Raw genomic sequence first — 14,770 nt, 5'->3', positions numbered from 1 at the left:
GTTGCGGTGGCCGAGGCTCAGCAGGTGCTCGGTCGACTGGCGCGCCCCGGCGCCGTGATCGACGTCGACGACGGAGTAGTTCGCGCCCGCGTTCGAATCGATCACGACGACGGGCAGACCCGGAGGGAGGGAGATCTCGACCTGGTCGAGGAGCGCCGATGGCGAATCGCCGCAGCCTCATGGGCGACATGCGGAACGCGTGGTGGCAGAACGTCTTCGGCATCATCGGGCTGGTGGCTGTCCTCGCACTGTCGGTGCGGTTGATCTTCAGTCTCATCGGAGGCAGATCGGGTCTCCGCATCCCGGCCGCCCATGGCCGTGTCGCCCCAATGGCGACACGGCCATAGGTGTTCCGCGCGGGCACCGCGAGTCGGCGGAAAGCGGAGTCGTCAGAGCGATCGGACGCGCAGCCACGCGTAGCCGTGCGGCTGGAGGGCGAGGCCGTGCGTCAGGTCGACCTCGTCTCCCGTGACGACGTCGATCGCGTCGGCGTGGAAACCGCTCAGCGTGCGCGGATCGATGAGCGCCAGGTCGTCCCCGACGTTCGCGAGCACGAGGATCAGCGCATCGCGGCCGGGCCGCTGGAATCCGAGCACGGCCGGGTGCTTCGCATCGAAGCCGATGAGCTCGCCGCCGGCGAATTCGGGCGTGCCCTGCCGCGCGCGGATCAGGTCGGTCAGACCCCGGAACACGCGGCCCGCGTCGGTGGCGGCATCCGACCGCTCCGCATAGCGCTGCTGCGGGCGCTTCGGCCGGTGCACCCACCGGCTGTCGCCCGCCGTCGCCTCGTCGTCGACGTAGGAGTAGTCGTTGAGCTGCGCGACCTCGTCGCCGAGGTAGAGCAGCGGAACCCCGCCGGTGGACAGTGCGATCGCGTGCGCGAGGACCACGCGGTCCACACCTCCGGCATCCCGCGCCTCGATCCCCGCGAGCGAGGCCGTCGTCCCCGTGATGCGGGCGTCTCCGGTCTTGGGGTTCTCCTGGAAGGGCACGCCGCGGGCGAAGCTGCCGGGAAAGCGCCCCACGTAGAAGTCATTGAGGAACCGGCGATGCGAGAACCCGTCGATGCCGAACTCGGCGGCATCCTCGTCGGCGAACGTCCAGCCGATGTCGTCGTGGCTGCGCACGTAGTTGACCCACGCGGTGCCGGCGGGCAGAGCGTGGCGACGCTCGAGCGCCTGCTGCAGCAGGCGCGGGTCGCGGGTCGCGAGCGCCTCCCACGTGAGCGCCATCTGCAGCGGGTTGTACGACAGCTGGCACTCCTGGAGCGACACGTACTCGACGACCTCGTCGGGGTGCACGATCGCCTCGGACTTGAACAGCAGGCTCGGCGCGGCCATCCGCAGCACCGCGTTGAAGGCCCGCAGCAGCAGGTGCGCCTCGGGCAGTGATTCGCACGCCGTGCCGAGCTGCTTCCAGATGAAGGCCACGGCGTCCATCCGGAGGATCTCCACGCCCCGGTTCGCGAGGAACAGCATCTCCCCGGCCATCGCGCGGAAGACCGCGGGGTTGGCGTAGTTGAGGTCCCACTGGAAGTGGTAGAACGTCGCCCAGATCCATCGCCCGTCGGGTAGCTGCACGAAGCTGCCCGGATGATCGTCCGGGAAGATCTCCCGCACCGTCTTCTCGTACTCGTCCGGCATCGTGCGGTCGGGGAAGATCAGGTAGAAGTCCTCGTAGCCGGGTTCTCCCGCGACGGCCTTCTTCGCCCACTCGTGCTCGTTGCTCGTGTGGTTGAAGATGAAGTCGACCACGAGCGAGATGCCGGCCAGGCGCAGGTCCGCCGCGAGCGAGGCCAGGTCGTCCATCGAGCCGAGCGCGGGGTTCACGTGCCGATAGCTGGAGACCGCATAGCCGCCGTCGGAGTTGCCCTCGGGACTCTCGAAGAGCGGCATGAGGTGCAGGTAGGTCAGACCGAGCTCCTGGAAGTACGGGATCTGCTCGCGCACCCCCTGCAGATCGCCGGCGTAGCGATCGACGTAGCAGACGCCGCCGAGCATCTGGTTCGACAGGTACCACTCCGGGTTCTGCTCGCGCAGGTCGTCACGCGCCTTGAGCTCGAGCGGGCGGGCGTTCCACGAGGCGGCCGCCTCGGCGACGACCGCCGCGAGCTGCTCCAGTCCGTCCTCGCGGGTGCCGTAGAGCTGGACGAACAGCGGATGCAGCGTCGGGAAGTGCTCGGCGAAGCGACGCGCGAACGCGGCATCGGGTTCTCCGACGGCTCCCGCGGCCAGGCGACGGACTTCGTCGATGTCGCTCGTCCACTCGGCGGTGAGTCTCGGCATGGGGCTCCCTTTTCGCGACGCTGTTGCCTGCACTCACTTTAGGGCTGACAGACTGTCGATGACGGATGCCGAGGGGGCGCTCATGCGGTTGGTTCAGGTGGCGCAGCGCGTGGAGGATCTCGACCGCGCAGCGGACTTCTACACGGTGCTGCTGGAGACTGCTCCCACCGCGCGGTTCGATGACGCCGGACTGGTCTTCTTCGATCTCGACGGGGTGCGGCTCCTGCTCGATCGCAATGCGCCGGCCGGTCTGCTGTACCTGCAGGTCGACAACGTGCACGACGCCCTCGAGCGTCTCGAGGGACTGGCCGAGGTGATCTCACGCCCGCACGTGATCTTCACTCACGACAGCGATCTGCTCGGCCCCGTCGGGCATGAGGAGTGGCAGGCGTTCGTCCGAGACTCCGAGGGCAACGCCGTCGGCCTGGTCGCGTTCCAGCGCGGCTGAGACGCCGTTCGCCGCCCTGTCGTCCGGCCCTCTTCGCCGTGAGCGAACGGCTGGCACTCTCCTACCTCGAGTGCTAATCTGAGCGTAGTTGAGTCATACCGACTCAACTCTCAGAACCCTCCGGAGCAGCATCCGGACGACGACAAAGGAGTGAATCATGGCCACCTACGACCCGTTCCGTGAACTGGACCGCTTCGCGTCGACGCTGTTCGACCCGCGCCGCGGTCCGCGACGGATGCCGATGGACCTGTACCGGGACGGCGACCACTACGTCCTGACCGCCGATCTTCCGGGCATCGATCCGGGCTCGGTCGACATCGACGTGGACGGTCAGCTGCTGACGATCCGTGCCGAGCGAACCCTGACCGCGGGCGACGGCGTGAAGTGGATCACCCGCGAGCGCGAGGCCGCGAGCTTCCTGCGGCAGCTGAACCTCGGCCAGGGCATCGACACCGAGCGCATCTCCGCGACGTACAGCAACGGCGTGCTGAGCGTGACGATTCCGGTGAGCGAGAAGGCGAAGCCGCGCAAGATCGAGGTGTCCACGGATGCCGAATCCCCGGTGATCCGCGCCCACGAGAGCGCCGACGCGCCTCAGCCGGTCGAGCAGTAAGCCCGGACCGCATGACGATGCCCCCGGACCTCGCGGTCCGGGGGCATCGTCATGCACGGCTCACTTGTCGCCGTTGAACGCGTCCTTCACGTTCTCGCCCGCCTGCTTGACGCCTGCCTTGGCCTGGTCGGCCTTGCCCTCCGCGACGAGCTTGTCGTTGTCGGTCGCCTTGCCGATGGCCTCCTTGGCCTTGCCGGTCAGCTCTTCGGCCTTGTTCTTGATGTCGTCTCCGATGCCCATGGCATCTCCTTTCCTTTGTGGTGATGAGGGCCCGACCGGGGCCCGGCGGTGGTCAGGACAGGCGCTGCTTGTCGTGCGCGAGTTTCGCGCGCAGACCCGTGTGGATCGAGATGTACGTCGGCGGATCCTGGCCGGTCAACCGCGCGAGACCGGTGAGCAGAGAGTCGATGTGACCCGTGAGCTCACGCGGTGAGGTGTTTTGACGAGGGGTGACGCTCACGTGCATGACCGGCTGGCGCTTGATGTCGTTCGCCGTCACCGCCGTCGAGAGGATCTCATCGCGTCCCGCCAGCGAGTTCTTCAGAGCATCCGATGCGAAGGCCTCGGTCACCGTGACTCGTCCGATCGGGTTCTCTGCACCGCTCGAGCGCAGAACGGTCTTCGACCGGCCGCCCGAGGCGGTGCGGACGATCGTCACGATCAGCAGCACGACGAGCACGACGATCACGGCCAGCCCGCCGAGGGCGAGCCACGTGAGTGTCGTCCCGCCGATCTGGGTCACCTTCGCGGCCTGTTCGAGCCAGGACTCGCTGTTCTCGCCGGCGCCGGTCCAGATGTCCCGAGCGGGCGCCCACGTCACCGCGAGGATCGCGGCGGCGCCGAGTGCGGTGAGGAGGAGGCCCACGATCAGCAGCACCGTGCGGTTGACGGCGCGGTTGGTGTCGTTCATCAGGCGAGCTCGCTTTCGCTCGGGCGGACGACCCGCACGCGGGTCTTCACGGAAGGGATGAGGCGGTACTCGGCGAGCTCGCGGTCGGCGACCTCGCGCACACGGTTCTGTTCGAGCGGAACGCCCGCACCGGGGCGGACCGTGACATCGACCGTGCGATGCGCGACGCCCACCGTGATCCGGTCGCGGGGGAGACCGATCTCGTCACTGATGTGCTGAGCGAGTGCCGAGGCGATCACGCCGTTGTCCACGACGACCGCGCGCTCGCCCCACTGCATCTGGTGCTTGGACAGTCGACCCGGGGTCACTGCCAGCACGACGAAGGCCAGCCCGACGATCGCGATGACCGCGCCGCCGAGGACGACCAGAGCCGGTGGCTGCGCGGTCGGGAGTCCGACGACCCACGCGAGAGCCTGTGCGGGGCCGAGGAGCAGTGCCGGCTGCGACAGCAGGTGCAGCACGATCTCGGTGCCGATGTAGACCAGCGCGAGGATCAGCAGGATGAGGGCCACGAACATGGCGACGGTGCGCGGCGAGTGCGTCTCACGACGTACGACGCGGCGAAGGGCCGGACTGCTCATTTCACCCTCCTTCTGGGTGGCACCGTGGCTCCGGTGATGGTGATGTTGATGCGGGTGACCCTGCGGCCGACGATGCCGGAGATCGTGCTCTGGAGCTCGGCCTGCAGGTTGGCCACACGCTCGAGGACGGGGACGGATGCCGCGATGGCGGCGGCGTCGTCCAGATCGGGGATCGGGAGCGGAGTCGCGAGGCGGAGTGCGATTCCTCCGCCGTACTCGGATACCTCGACCGAGATGTCGCTGCGGTCCACGCCCATCGTGCGAGCGGACGCCTCTTCGGCGACCTTGCGCACAGCCCTCTCCTTCACGTCGATGCGGCCCGGGTAGGCGGTCTCCCCGGCGGCGACCCCCGAGGGGCCGCCGCCGGCGGATCCGATCTGGTCGACACGCATTACGACGTGCGCCGACCCGAGAACGCGTTCGCAAGACCGCGGACGTCGAGCTTGCCCGACGCCACCCGGCCCACGAGCGCACCGATGCCCATGAACAGGGCGACCAGCAGGAAGCCCCAGAACCCGAACAGCAGCGCGGCGAGCGCGAGGAGGGCGCCGATCAGGGCGCCGGCGATGGTCGGGCTCATGAGACGCGCGACTCGTCGTTGGCGCTGTCGTCGCCGGGCAGGTGCACGTCGTTGACCTCGACGTTGACCTCGACGACCTCCAGGCCCACCAGGCGCGTGATGGCGCCGGCGACGGCGGCGCGCACGTTCGACGCGACCTCCTGGATGGCGGCCGGGTACTCGACGACGATCGTGAGATCGGCGGCGGCCTGCGTCTCGCCCACCTCGACCTTGACGCCCTGCGTGAGGTCGGTCGCGTTGATGACGTCGCGGATCGCGCCGAGCGCGCGCGCGCCGCCACCGCCGAGGGCGTAGACACCCGGGACCTCACGGGCGGCGATCCCGGCGACCTTGGCCACGACGCCGTCGGCGATCGTGGTGCGGCCGGCGGCGTTCGCGTCCGCGGGGATGCGGGTCGAGGCGAAGCTGCGGTCCACGCGCGCCGCGGGCAGACCCTTCTCGGCGGGGGTGGTGACCTTCTCGGTGTTCTGGTTCTCGGAAGCCATTTTCGTTTCCTTATCTCGTTCGATGGACCGGAGGCAACCACCTGCGTGGCCGCATCCGGAAGCGTTACGTTCGCTTTACAGATAAGAGGCACGTGCGCACGAAAACGTCACAAAAAAGTTTCGGGGGAATCTTGGTGGCCGGTGGAGGAACGTGGGAAACCGCGTCTTTGGGCGAGATCTCCGACCAGATCCTGGTCGAGCGGGCGGTGGATCAGGATGCCGATGCCTTCGGCGAGCTCGTGCGGAGGCACTCGCCCCTCATGCGCGCCTACGTCTCGCGGATCGTCGGGTCGCTCTCGGCGGCGGACGACGTGGTGCAGGACGCGTTCCTGGTGGCGTGGAACCAGCTCCCCACCTTGCGCGACGGCTCGGCTGTGAGAGCCTGGTTGATGAGGATCGCCAGCCGAGAGGCGCTCCTGCAGGTGAAGAGAAGGCCCTCGGAGGCCGCGCTGGAAGGTTTCGACGTCGCGGTTTCGGCCGATACGCAGCCCGAATCGCGAGCAGTGCGCAACGCCCAGCTGCACGCGCTGTCGCTCGCACTGGATGAGCTGCCGGAAGGGCAGCGGCGGTGTTGGCTGCTCCGGGAAGTGGCGGACATGAGCTACCACGAGATCGCGGCAGAACTCGATCTCCCGGTCAGCACCGTCCGCGGAAACCTGGCGCGAGCCAGAACGAGCATCATGATCCGAATGGAGGAATGGCGATGAGCGATTTCGACGCCCCGGTCCTCGACTGCGGCAAGACGCTCGAAGAGCTCAGTGACTACCTCGATCGCGGGCGGGTCCCGCGCGATCCGTCGATCGAGGAATGCCCCTCGTGCCTGAACGCCCTCGATGCCCTGACCCGCGTCGGTGTCCTGTCGCGCGACCTCATCAGCGAAGACGCCGCCCAGCTGCCCGCGCCGCCCGAGAGCTGGTTCGCCGCGATCATGGACACCGTGCGCACCGAGCTGCGCGCCGGCCGCGAGTTCCCGATCCGGCATCCCGACCCCCGGGTGCACATCACGGTGACCGAGGGGGCGGTGCGTTCGCTGCTGCGCGCGACGGGCGACACGATCGACGGACTGTACGTCGGCCGCACCGAGATCATCGGCGATGCCGAGGAGCCCGGAGCGCCGGTGGAGATCCGCCTCAGCGCGAGCGTCGCGTGGGGGATGCCGATGCAGGAACTCTCCGCGACGTTGCAGGAACTCGTCCGCCGGGTCCTCGCCCAGCACACCGACCTGAACGTCACTGCCGTCAACGTCACCGTGGAGGACATCCACGGCGTCGAAAGCCTGAAGGACCGAGGATGAGCACGATCGACCCCATTCCCGCCCCGGGTGAGGATTTCACGGACGATGCGGCCGTGCTCGCGGTCGACGGCGTCGCCGGCCTCTTCCCCGCGCAGAGCACGCTGGGCCTCGTCTCCGGCAGAGTCGTCGCCGCGGTGACCGGCACGTCCGTGGCGACGCCGAGCGTATCCGTGCGTCCCGAGTCCGGCGGCACGTCCGTGACGGCGCGCATCGCCGCCTCGGCTCAGGACTCCGCGCGCGACGTGGCGGGCCGGGTCGCCGACGCGCTGCTCGCACGGCACCCCGAGGAGGACACGCTCGTCCGCATCCAGGTCGCGCGCATCCAGTAGTCGAGGAGCCGGCGGCGTAGCCTGGAGCGTGTGAGCGCATACGTCTCGGCGTTCGAGCTGTTCTCCATCGGAGTAGGACCCTCGAGCTCCCACACGGTCGGCCCCATGCGGGCGGCCCACGATTTCGCGACCCGTCTGCGCGAGGAGCGACTGCTCGATCGCGTCTCACGGGTGACCTGCACCCTGTACGGGTCGCTCGGCGCGACCGGCATCGGACACGGCACCCCCGACGCGGTCGTCGCAGGCCTGCGCGGGCTCTCGCCCGAGACCGTCGAGCCCGCAGAGGTCCGCGCGGCGTGGACCGACTGGACGGCGGGCGAATCGCTCCTGTTGGCCGGCACGCACGCGGTGCCGTTCGAGAAGACCGACATCGCGTTCGCCCCGCGCACCCGCCTGCCCGGGCATCCCAACGCGATGACGCTCGAGGCCTGGGGGGCGGATGCCGCACCCCTGGCGGCGGACACCTACTACTCCGTCGGAGGCGGGTTCATCCGGCGCGAGGGCGAGCCGCCGCGCGTCGCCGCGCACGCGTATCCGCTCGCGTTCGACAGTGCGGAAGCGCTCATCGCGCTGTGCGACGAGCGCGGCATCACGATCGCCGAAGCCGCACGCATGAACGAGGAGGCGCTGCGGTCGGACGAGGAGATCGCCGACGGCCTCGACCGCATCTGGGACACCATGGCCGCGTGCGTGGAGGCGGGCCTGCACTCGGACGGCGTGCTTCCCGGGATGCTGCGCGTCAAACGCCGTGCGGGCGCGATCCGTGCGCAGCTCGAGGACGCGGAGGCCGGCGGCCACCGCGAGCTCCCGGGCGAGTGGCTGGGCGCGTTCGCGCTCGCCGTGAACGAGGAGAACGCTGCCGGCGGACGGGTCGTCACCGCTCCCACGAACGGAGCGGCCGGCATCCTCCCCGCCGTCGCGATGTACTGGTGGCGCTTCCTCGCCGACTCCGGGCTCGGCGTCGGCAACGCGGTGACGCCGCACGGCGAGCTCGTCGGAAGCGCCCTCCTCGGCTTCGCCGCCCGACAGCAGCTCGGGCCGGTGGTTCCCGACGTCGTGGACGAAGAGCTCGTCGCCGAGGCGAACCGCCGGCGCGGCATCCGTCGGTTCCTCCTCACGGCGACCGCGCTGGGGTCGCTGTTCAAGGCGAACGCGTCGATCTCGGGCGCCGAGGGCGGGTGTCAGGCCGAGGTCGGGTCGGCGTGCGCGATGGCGGCGGGCGGGCTCACCGCGGTGATGGGCGGCACGAACCGGCAGATCGAGAACGCCGCCGAGATCGCGATGGAGCATCACCTCGGACTCACGTGCGATCCGGTCGGCGGACTCGTGCAGATCCCGTGCATCGAGCGCAACGCGATCGCCGCGTCGACGGCCGTGACCGCCGCCCGCCTCGCGCTGCGCGGCGACGGCAGTCACTACGTCTCGCTCGACGCCGTCGTCGAGACGATGCGTCAGACCGGGATCGACATGTCCACGAAGTACAAGGAGACCAGCGAGGGCGGCCTCGCGGTGAACGTCATCGAGTGCTGAGCGCCAGGCGTTCGGTCGGCCTGATGCGTCGCATCCATCGGGCGATCGCCTCGGATGGTGTCCACCGAGTTCGCGGGGCAGGGCGCAGGTGGACGCATTGTGCGTTGACGTCGGCGCCGTGTCGACGGATGCCGTCCACCGAGTCAACGTGCAATGCGCGGCTCCGGTCCGGGGTGCCATCCCGCGCGCACGAGCGCGGCGCGGATCCTCGCGACGGCCGGCTCCGGGGTCGGGTAGACATGCCGGCCGGTGAACCGCAGAACGTTCCAGCCGAGCTCGACGCAGCGGGCGTGCTTCTCGATGTCGCGGTCCCACTGTGCACGACTCACACGGTGGTGGTCTCCTTCGAACTCGATCAGGATCATCCATCGGGGATACGCGAGTTCGGTGAAGCCGATCATCGCACCGCTCGGATCGAGGACGTCGAAGTCGAGCGCCGGTTCGGGTAACCCCGCTCGGGTCGCAGCGAGACGGAGCTGCGTCTCCGGCGGTGACATGCTCCCGGCCCGGATGTGGGGAAGCGCCTGGCGGAGCTTCTCCACCCCGGTTCTCCTGCCCGCGGTCGCCGCCGCGGCAAGCTGATCGAGTGTCGCCAGACCCGAACCGGGCGCGCCCTTGATCGCGTTCCTGCCGCGGGGCTGGTGCACGATCGCATCGCCGACGATGATCAGCTCGTCCACGGTCAGCTCCTCCGCGAGCTGGGCCCAGGTGGTGGCCGGACTCGTGACGCGCCGTCCGCCGACCTCGCGCACAGAGAGCAGCTCCCCGGCGAGCCGGTGTGTCCGGACGCCGGAGACGCGTGGGCCGCGCCGTGGAAGGCGGACGCCCACATCGATCGGCCGCTCACCCCGCGTGCCGGTCGGACTCGATCGGGATTCCATGCGGAGCACGCGCAACGGCAGCGGCAGGCCCCAGATCGCGGCGGCGGTGACGTGGCAGAAGAACGCCTCTTCGGACATCACCGTGCCGTACGCGTGCGCTGTCGATACCAGCCGGGCAGTCGCGACCCGTGCGCACGCTGCCGTCGGAGAGTCGTCGTGATCCTGCGGAACCTCGTCCGGCTTTCGCAGACGTCGCACTCCGCTGAAGGGCGACTCCAGGTCTCGCGCGCGGAGGCGCGCGCCGGTCACGCCGGCCTCGCGCGCGGCGCGCACCGAGAATGTGTCGCCGAGCGGTGGGGGAAGCGGTGACGGGCGGCGCGGCATCCCCTCACCCTTCCCCTGGGCCGGCCCCGTCGGGGCGAGCCGGACGAAGCGGTGCAGAAACCGCAGCGGCACGGGAGTTGGGGAGGAATGGCCCGGAGTTCGGTGGACGCCATGCGCTGCGCACTCGCGACCGAAGGGGCGAATTCCGCCCACCGAAGCCGGAGTGCGGCCGCTCGGTGGACCTGATCTGCGGTCCGTGAAGCGCGGATGCCGCGCATCGTGTCCAGCGAAGGGCCAGCCCCCGGACCTCAGCCGCCGGCGCGCCGCCCCCGTCGTACGCGGGCGACGGTCTCGGCCGCTGCGGTGAGTGCGAGTACCGCGGCGACGGCGAGGGACTCGCCGAGGGCGTCGAGGACGAGGGCGGCCGGGATGAGCAGCAGGATGCCGACCAGGCCCGCGATCTGCGCACGGACCCATCGATGCTCGAGCACCCGGCGGAACAGGAGTGTCCCCACGAGGAACAGGAGAGGTCCGCCGAGGGTGACCACGGTCGCGGGCACATCGTGCTCGTGCGGGTGGCCGAGGGCCTCTTTGTCGCCGACGCTCAGCAGGACGATCCCCGCCACGATCGCGAGGTGGATCCAGGTGTAGGCCGTCCGCACGAGACGACCGGGCGCGGGCGACGCGTCGATCGCCTCCGCGCCGATGCGCTCGCCGTGATCGAAATAGATCCACCACGCGGATGCCGCCGCGACGAATGCCGCGATCATCGCGGCGATGCTCTCGGGCGAGGACTCCGTGGCGACGAACGCGAAGCCGGTGACCAGGAGCCCCTCGCCGAGCGCGATCAGCACGAACAGGGCGGTGCGCTCCGCGATGTGCGGACCCGAGACGTCCCACGCGGCCAGATCCACGCGCCCGCGGCCGGGCACCGGGTACCCCAGCATCGTCCCGACCAGCTCGACGCCGAGCGCTGCGGCCCAGAGCGGCAGCTGCAGCGACAGGGGAGCCAGCGCGCCGCCGATCCACAGCACGGCACCCGCCGAGAGCCAGACGAGGATGCGCGTGAAGTCCTGCGAAACCGCCGCGCCGTGCCGCCGCGTCGCCCAGACCATGAACGCGGTCCGGCCGAGCTGGAGCACGACGTAGGCGACCGCGAACGTCCACGCCCGATCGCCGAAGGCCTCCGCGATCGCGACGCTCATCACGAACGAGACGAACGCGAGGGCGACCACCGCGCCGCGCACCGGGAGCTTGACCGGATCGAGCCAGTTCGTCACCCACGTCGTCGAGACCCATGTCCACCACAGCGCGCACACCATGATCACGCCCTCGAGGGCGCCGAGCGGGGTCTGGTTCTCGTAGAGGTAGGCGGAGAGCTGCGTCAGCGCGAAGACGAAGACGAGGTCGAAGAACAGCTCGACGTACGTCACGCGGTCGGCCCGCGACGAGTCGGCCGGCCGCAGCACATCGCGCCGCATCCCGAAGGTCATGCCTCATCCTGGCACCGTCCGGGGCCGTGGACGCGGATGCCGCCGCCGGTCGCTGCGGCACCCGGTCTAGGCTGACCGCATGCCCGAGTTCGTGGTGCCGACCCCCCGGCGTCGCGGTCGCCCGAAGGGCGGCGAGTCGGACGCACCGGACCGCATCGTCTCAGCCGCGGTCGATGAGTTCGGAGAGCTGGGCTACGACGGTGCGACCATGCGCGGCATCGCGGCGCGAGCCGGCGTGGACGCCGCGCTCGTCCATCATTACTTCGGCACGAAGGCGGATCTCTTCACGCAGGTGGTCGGTGCGCCGATGCGTCCCGACCTGGACATCCCGCAGCTTCTGGACGGGCCCGACGACGAGCTCGGCGAGCGGATCGTCCGGTACGTCCTCGAGGCGTGGGAGCACCCCGATGTGCGCACGCGCGGCATCACGCTGCTGCGCGCCGGGATCGGCAACCGCCTCACGACCCCGTTGCTGGCCGGGTTTCTGCGACGCGAACTGATCGGGCGCATCGCAGGCCGGCTCCAGGTCCCCGATGCCGCCCTCCGCGCCTCCCTCGTGGCCAGCCAGATCGCCGGGCTGCTCATCGCCCGTCACGTGCTGCAGCTGCCGGCCCTCGCCTCGGCCGACGTCGACGAGATCGTCCGGCGTGTCGGCCCCGCAGTCCAGGCTTATCTCACCAGCTGACGCCCCTGACGGCGTGACGCGCAACCGAACGGAGGAAGTATGTCCTTTCAGGCATACCTCGACAACATCGAAGGCAAGACCGGGCTCACGCCGCGGGAGTTCGTCGCCCTCGCGGACGCCCGAGGCTTCGGACCCGGAACGAAGGCCGGCGAGATCATCGCGTGGCTCGCGGAGGACTACGGTCTTGGTCGCGGCCATGCCATGGCACTCGTGCACGTGATCACCAAGGGCGATCGGATCGACGCGAAGCACGTGGGCTCCGGCGGCACGCACAGCGACGCGACGGACACACTCTGGCTCGACGGCAAGGCGACCAACCCCGCCGGCTGACGCGCGCGGGTCTTGACGCGCCGCACAAGCGGCGCGATATTCATCGCATGATGAATATCGAGGATGCCGCGCTGTCGGCGTCGGCTGATGTGGCGGTGAGCGTTCGCGGGCTGCGCGTGACGCGGGGCCGTACGGTCGTGTTCGACGGCCTCGATCTCGCGATTCCCCGAGGCCGCATCACCGGCTTCCTCGGTCCGTCGGGATGCGGCAAGACCACGCTGATCCGATCGATCGTCGGGGTGCAGAGAATCGCCGGGGGAGACGTCGAGGTTCTCGCAGAGCCGGCCGGCTCCGCGCTGCAGCGGCACCGTGTGGCTTACGACACCCAGGCGGCGTCGGTGTACGACGACCTCACGGTCCGTCAGAACCTGACATATTTCGCCCGTCTCATCGGAGCGCCCCGCAGCGACATCGCGCGCGTCATCACCGAGGTGGGCCTCGCGGATCAGGCGGATCAGACGGTCACCTCCCTCAGCGGTGGGCAGAAGAGCCGGGTGTCCCTCGCGGTGGCGATGCTCGGCTCGCCTGCGCTGATCGTGCTCGATGAGCCGACGGTGGGGCTGGATCCGGTCCTGCGCGCCGAGCTGTGGGCGATCTTCCGCTCGCTCGCCGACCGTGGCGCGACGCTCATCGTGAGCAGTCACGTCATGGACGAAGCCGTCCGCTGCGATCGCCTGATCCTGTTGCGGGCCGGTCGCGTCATCGCCGACACCACGCCGGAGTCCCTGCTGGCCGACACGGGCACCTCCGACCCGGACGCGGCCTTCCTCGCGCTCATCGCCCGCGCGGACGACGGCGATCGGCATCCACCCAGCCGGCGTTCGCGCCGGAGCGGAGGGCGGTTGTGAACGCCGCACGCACGCTCTCCACGGCGGGCCGCGTGCTCCGTCAGCTCAGCCACGACCCGCGGTCGATCGCGCTCATGCTCGTGGCGCCGAGCTTGCTGGTGGGACTCTTCGCGTGGCTCTTCAGTGAGCAGGCCGGAGTGTTCGATCAGTTCGGCGGGGCGATCCTCGCGCTCTTCCCCTTCATCGTGATGTTCCTCATCACCTCGATCACGACCCTGCGCGAGCGCCGGTCGGGAACGCTGGAGCGGCTCATGACGACACCGCTCGGAAAGGCCGACTTCATCGTCGGGTATGCGCTGGCGTTCGGTCTGGCAGCGACCGTCCAGGCGGTGATCACCGTCGCCTTCGCCGTCCTCGCGTGCGGTTTGGACGTGCAGGGGCCGGTCTGGCAGCTCGGACTGGTCGCGGTCGTCGACGCGGTGCTCGGGTCCGCCCTCGGCCTTCTCGCGAGCGCGTTCGCGCACACGGAGTTCCAGGCCGTGCAGTTCATGCCTCTGCTCGTGTTCCCGCAGATCCTGCTCGGCGGGCTGTTCATGCCGCGGGACGAGATGCCCGCCGCGCTGTACGCGATCTCGGACTGGCTTCCGCTGAGCTACGCCATCGACGCGGTCAATGCCGTCACGGCGGGCGACGAAGGTGCGGATCTGATCCGACCCATCCTGATCGTGGCGGCGTTCGCGGTCGGGTCGCTCGTCGTGGCGGCGCTCACTCTGCGGCGGCGAACCGACTGACCTCAGCAGCCCGCGGGTCGGGAGCGCAGCTTCGCGGTGAGATCGCGCAGCTGCGCGAGCTCTTCGTCGCTCAGCAGCGACATCCGGTCGGCGATCGAGCGACCGTGCGCGGAGGCGACGCGGCGGAAGGCGCCTGCGCCTTCCGCGGTGGCGCGGACGAGTGCGCCGCGGCCGTCCTCCGGGTCTGCGCACTTCGTCACGAGTCCGCGCGCGGCCATCCGGTCCACGAGGCGGGAGACGCTCGGCTGGCTGATCAGCATGTTGGCCGTCACGTCGCGCAGGCGCGCGGTCATCCCGTCGCCGCGCGTCACGGTGAGCAGCACGTCGTACTCGGCCTGCGACAGACCCGTGTCGTCGAAGTCGCACGCGATCTCGGTGAACACCTCGTGCTGCGCGCGGAACAGGCTCTCCCAGGCATCGATCGCCAGTCGCCGGTCGCTCATGGCACCACTGTAAGACAAGCGGCCCGTTCTAGGCTGGCCC

General features: G+C 69.8%; 21 protein-coding genes. 11 read left to right on the top strand and 10 right to left on the bottom strand.

The features are described 5' to 3' along the window. Positions 1-158 precede the first annotated feature (158 nt). Positions 159-347 carry a hypothetical protein gene (locus ABD197_RS14930; RefSeq protein WP_344055646.1) on the top strand — a complete coding sequence of 63 codons (189 nt, stop codon included), beginning with the start codon at positions 159-161 and terminating at the stop codon, positions 345-347. Between the two features lie 42 nt (positions 348-389). Here the strand turns inward: ABD197_RS14930 and ABD197_RS14925 are convergent, their stop codons facing one another. After that, positions 390-2,285, bottom strand: coding sequence for an alpha-amylase family protein (locus ABD197_RS14925; RefSeq protein ID WP_344055645.1), 1,896 nt, complete (start codon positions 2,283-2,285; stop codon positions 390-392). An 82-nt stretch (positions 2,286-2,367) separates the two neighbouring features. Here ABD197_RS14925 and ABD197_RS14920 point away from each other — a divergent pair, with 82 nt between their 5' ends. Next, positions 2,368-2,733, top strand: a complete 366-nt coding sequence (locus ABD197_RS14920) for a VOC family protein (protein WP_344055881.1) — start codon at positions 2,368-2,370, stop codon at positions 2,731-2,733. Positions 2,734-2,890: 157 nt separating this feature from the next. Beyond that, entirely contained in the window at positions 2,891-3,346 is a 456-nt protein-coding gene (locus ABD197_RS14915) for an Hsp20/alpha crystallin family protein (RefSeq protein ID WP_344055644.1), read from the top strand. A 60-nt stretch (positions 3,347-3,406) separates the two neighbouring features. Here ABD197_RS14915 and ABD197_RS14910 read toward each other — a convergent pair whose 3' ends face one another. Genes ABD197_RS14910 through ABD197_RS14885 form a run of 6 tightly spaced genes read right to left on the bottom strand, consistent with a single transcriptional unit; the run spans position 3,407 to position 5,902 of the window. After that, complete coding sequence (locus ABD197_RS14910; protein ID WP_344055643.1) at positions 3,407-3,586, bottom strand: CsbD family protein; 180 nt, start codon at positions 3,584-3,586, stop codon at positions 3,407-3,409. 52 nt (positions 3,587-3,638) lie between these two features. Then, a complete protein-coding gene (locus tag ABD197_RS14905) occupies positions 3,639-4,256 on the bottom strand; it encodes a hypothetical protein (protein WP_344055642.1) in 618 nt (205 codons plus the stop codon). Next, the gene (locus tag ABD197_RS14900) at positions 4,256-4,837 is read right to left on the bottom strand and encodes an Asp23/Gls24 family envelope stress response protein (protein WP_344055641.1); all 582 of its coding nucleotides are present in this window, start codon (positions 4,835-4,837) and stop codon (positions 4,256-4,258) included. The genes ABD197_RS14905 and ABD197_RS14900 overlap by 1 nt, the downstream gene beginning before the upstream one ends. Beyond that, complete coding sequence (locus ABD197_RS14895) at positions 4,834-5,229, bottom strand: NTP pyrophosphohydrolase (RefSeq protein ID WP_344055640.1); 396 nt, start codon at positions 5,227-5,229, stop codon at positions 4,834-4,836. The genes ABD197_RS14900 and ABD197_RS14895 overlap by 4 nt, the downstream gene beginning before the upstream one ends. After that, positions 5,229-5,417 (bottom strand): DUF2273 domain-containing protein, encoded by a 189-nt coding sequence (locus ABD197_RS14890; RefSeq protein WP_344055639.1) that lies wholly within the window; start codon positions 5,415-5,417, stop codon positions 5,229-5,231. The genes ABD197_RS14895 and ABD197_RS14890 overlap by 1 nt, the downstream gene beginning before the upstream one ends. Continuing rightward, entirely contained in the window at positions 5,414-5,902 is a 489-nt protein-coding gene (locus ABD197_RS14885) for an Asp23/Gls24 family envelope stress response protein (protein ID WP_344055638.1), read from the bottom strand. The genes ABD197_RS14890 and ABD197_RS14885 overlap by 4 nt, the downstream gene beginning before the upstream one ends. Positions 5,903-6,069: 167 nt before the next feature. On the opposite strand from ABD197_RS14885, the gene ABD197_RS14880 reads away from it, so the two are divergent. The 4 genes from ABD197_RS14880 to ABD197_RS14865 are packed head-to-tail and all read left to right on the top strand — an operon-like array spanning position 6,070 to position 9,055. Next, entirely contained in the window at positions 6,070-6,609 is a 540-nt protein-coding gene (locus tag ABD197_RS14880; RefSeq protein ID WP_344055637.1) for an RNA polymerase sigma factor, read from the top strand. Continuing rightward, positions 6,606-7,196 (top strand): Asp23/Gls24 family envelope stress response protein, encoded by a 591-nt coding sequence (locus tag ABD197_RS14875; protein WP_344055636.1) that lies wholly within the window; start codon positions 6,606-6,608, stop codon positions 7,194-7,196. The genes ABD197_RS14880 and ABD197_RS14875 overlap by 4 nt, the downstream gene beginning before the upstream one ends. Next, on the top strand, positions 7,193-7,525 hold the full coding sequence (locus ABD197_RS14870; protein ID WP_344055635.1) for a hypothetical protein: 333 nt from the start codon (positions 7,193-7,195) through the stop codon (positions 7,523-7,525). Before ABD197_RS14875 ends, ABD197_RS14870 begins: the two co-directional genes overlap by 4 nt. Before the next feature lie 30 nt (positions 7,526-7,555). Next, complete coding sequence (locus ABD197_RS14865; protein ID WP_344055634.1) at positions 7,556-9,055, top strand: L-serine ammonia-lyase, iron-sulfur-dependent, subunit alpha; 1,500 nt, start codon at positions 7,556-7,558, stop codon at positions 9,053-9,055. A gap of 143 nt (positions 9,056-9,198) precedes the next feature. Here ABD197_RS14865 and ABD197_RS14860 read toward each other — a convergent pair whose 3' ends face one another. Both ABD197_RS14860 and ABD197_RS14855 read right to left on the bottom strand, forming a co-directional pair. Then, positions 9,199-10,260: a hypothetical protein gene (locus ABD197_RS14860; protein WP_344055633.1), complete on the bottom strand. Its 1,062-nt coding sequence runs from the start codon at positions 10,258-10,260 to the stop codon at positions 9,199-9,201. A gap of 248 nt (positions 10,261-10,508) precedes the next feature. Continuing rightward, positions 10,509-11,693, bottom strand: coding sequence for a low temperature requirement protein A (locus ABD197_RS14855; RefSeq protein WP_344055632.1), 1,185 nt, complete (start codon positions 11,691-11,693; stop codon positions 10,509-10,511). Between the two features lie 79 nt (positions 11,694-11,772). On the opposite strand from ABD197_RS14855, the gene ABD197_RS14850 reads away from it, so the two are divergent. From ABD197_RS14850 to ABD197_RS14835, 4 genes are read left to right on the top strand one after another with little or no spacing between them, the layout of a single operon-like run. Continuing rightward, a complete protein-coding gene (locus ABD197_RS14850; protein ID WP_344055631.1) occupies positions 11,773-12,378 on the top strand; it encodes a TetR/AcrR family transcriptional regulator in 606 nt (201 codons plus the stop codon). A 39-nt stretch (positions 12,379-12,417) separates the two neighbouring features. Then, positions 12,418-12,708 (top strand): DUF4287 domain-containing protein, encoded by a 291-nt coding sequence (locus ABD197_RS14845; RefSeq protein ID WP_344055630.1) that lies wholly within the window; start codon positions 12,418-12,420, stop codon positions 12,706-12,708. A 47-nt stretch (positions 12,709-12,755) separates the two neighbouring features. Beyond that, complete coding sequence (locus tag ABD197_RS14840) at positions 12,756-13,556, top strand: ABC transporter ATP-binding protein (RefSeq protein ID WP_344055629.1); 801 nt, start codon at positions 12,756-12,758, stop codon at positions 13,554-13,556. Then, positions 13,553-14,287 carry an ABC transporter permease gene (locus tag ABD197_RS14835; RefSeq protein ID WP_344055628.1) on the top strand — a complete coding sequence of 245 codons (735 nt, stop codon included), beginning with the start codon at positions 13,553-13,555 and terminating at the stop codon, positions 14,285-14,287. Before ABD197_RS14840 ends, ABD197_RS14835 begins: the two co-directional genes overlap by 4 nt. Before the next feature lie 2 nt (positions 14,288-14,289). Here the strand turns inward: ABD197_RS14835 and ABD197_RS14830 are convergent, their stop codons facing one another. Next, on the bottom strand, positions 14,290-14,730 hold the full coding sequence (locus ABD197_RS14830) for a MarR family winged helix-turn-helix transcriptional regulator (protein ID WP_344055627.1): 441 nt from the start codon (positions 14,728-14,730) through the stop codon (positions 14,290-14,292). Positions 14,731-14,770: the final 40 nt, after the last annotated feature.

The sequence above is a fragment of the Microbacterium lacus genome, assembly GCF_039531105.1.
Classification (GTDB): Bacteria; Actinomycetota; Actinomycetes; order Actinomycetales; family Microbacteriaceae; genus Microbacterium; species Microbacterium lacus.
The sequence above is the reverse complement of the archived record's forward strand: the minus strand, read 5'-3'. Positions and strand labels throughout refer to the sequence as shown.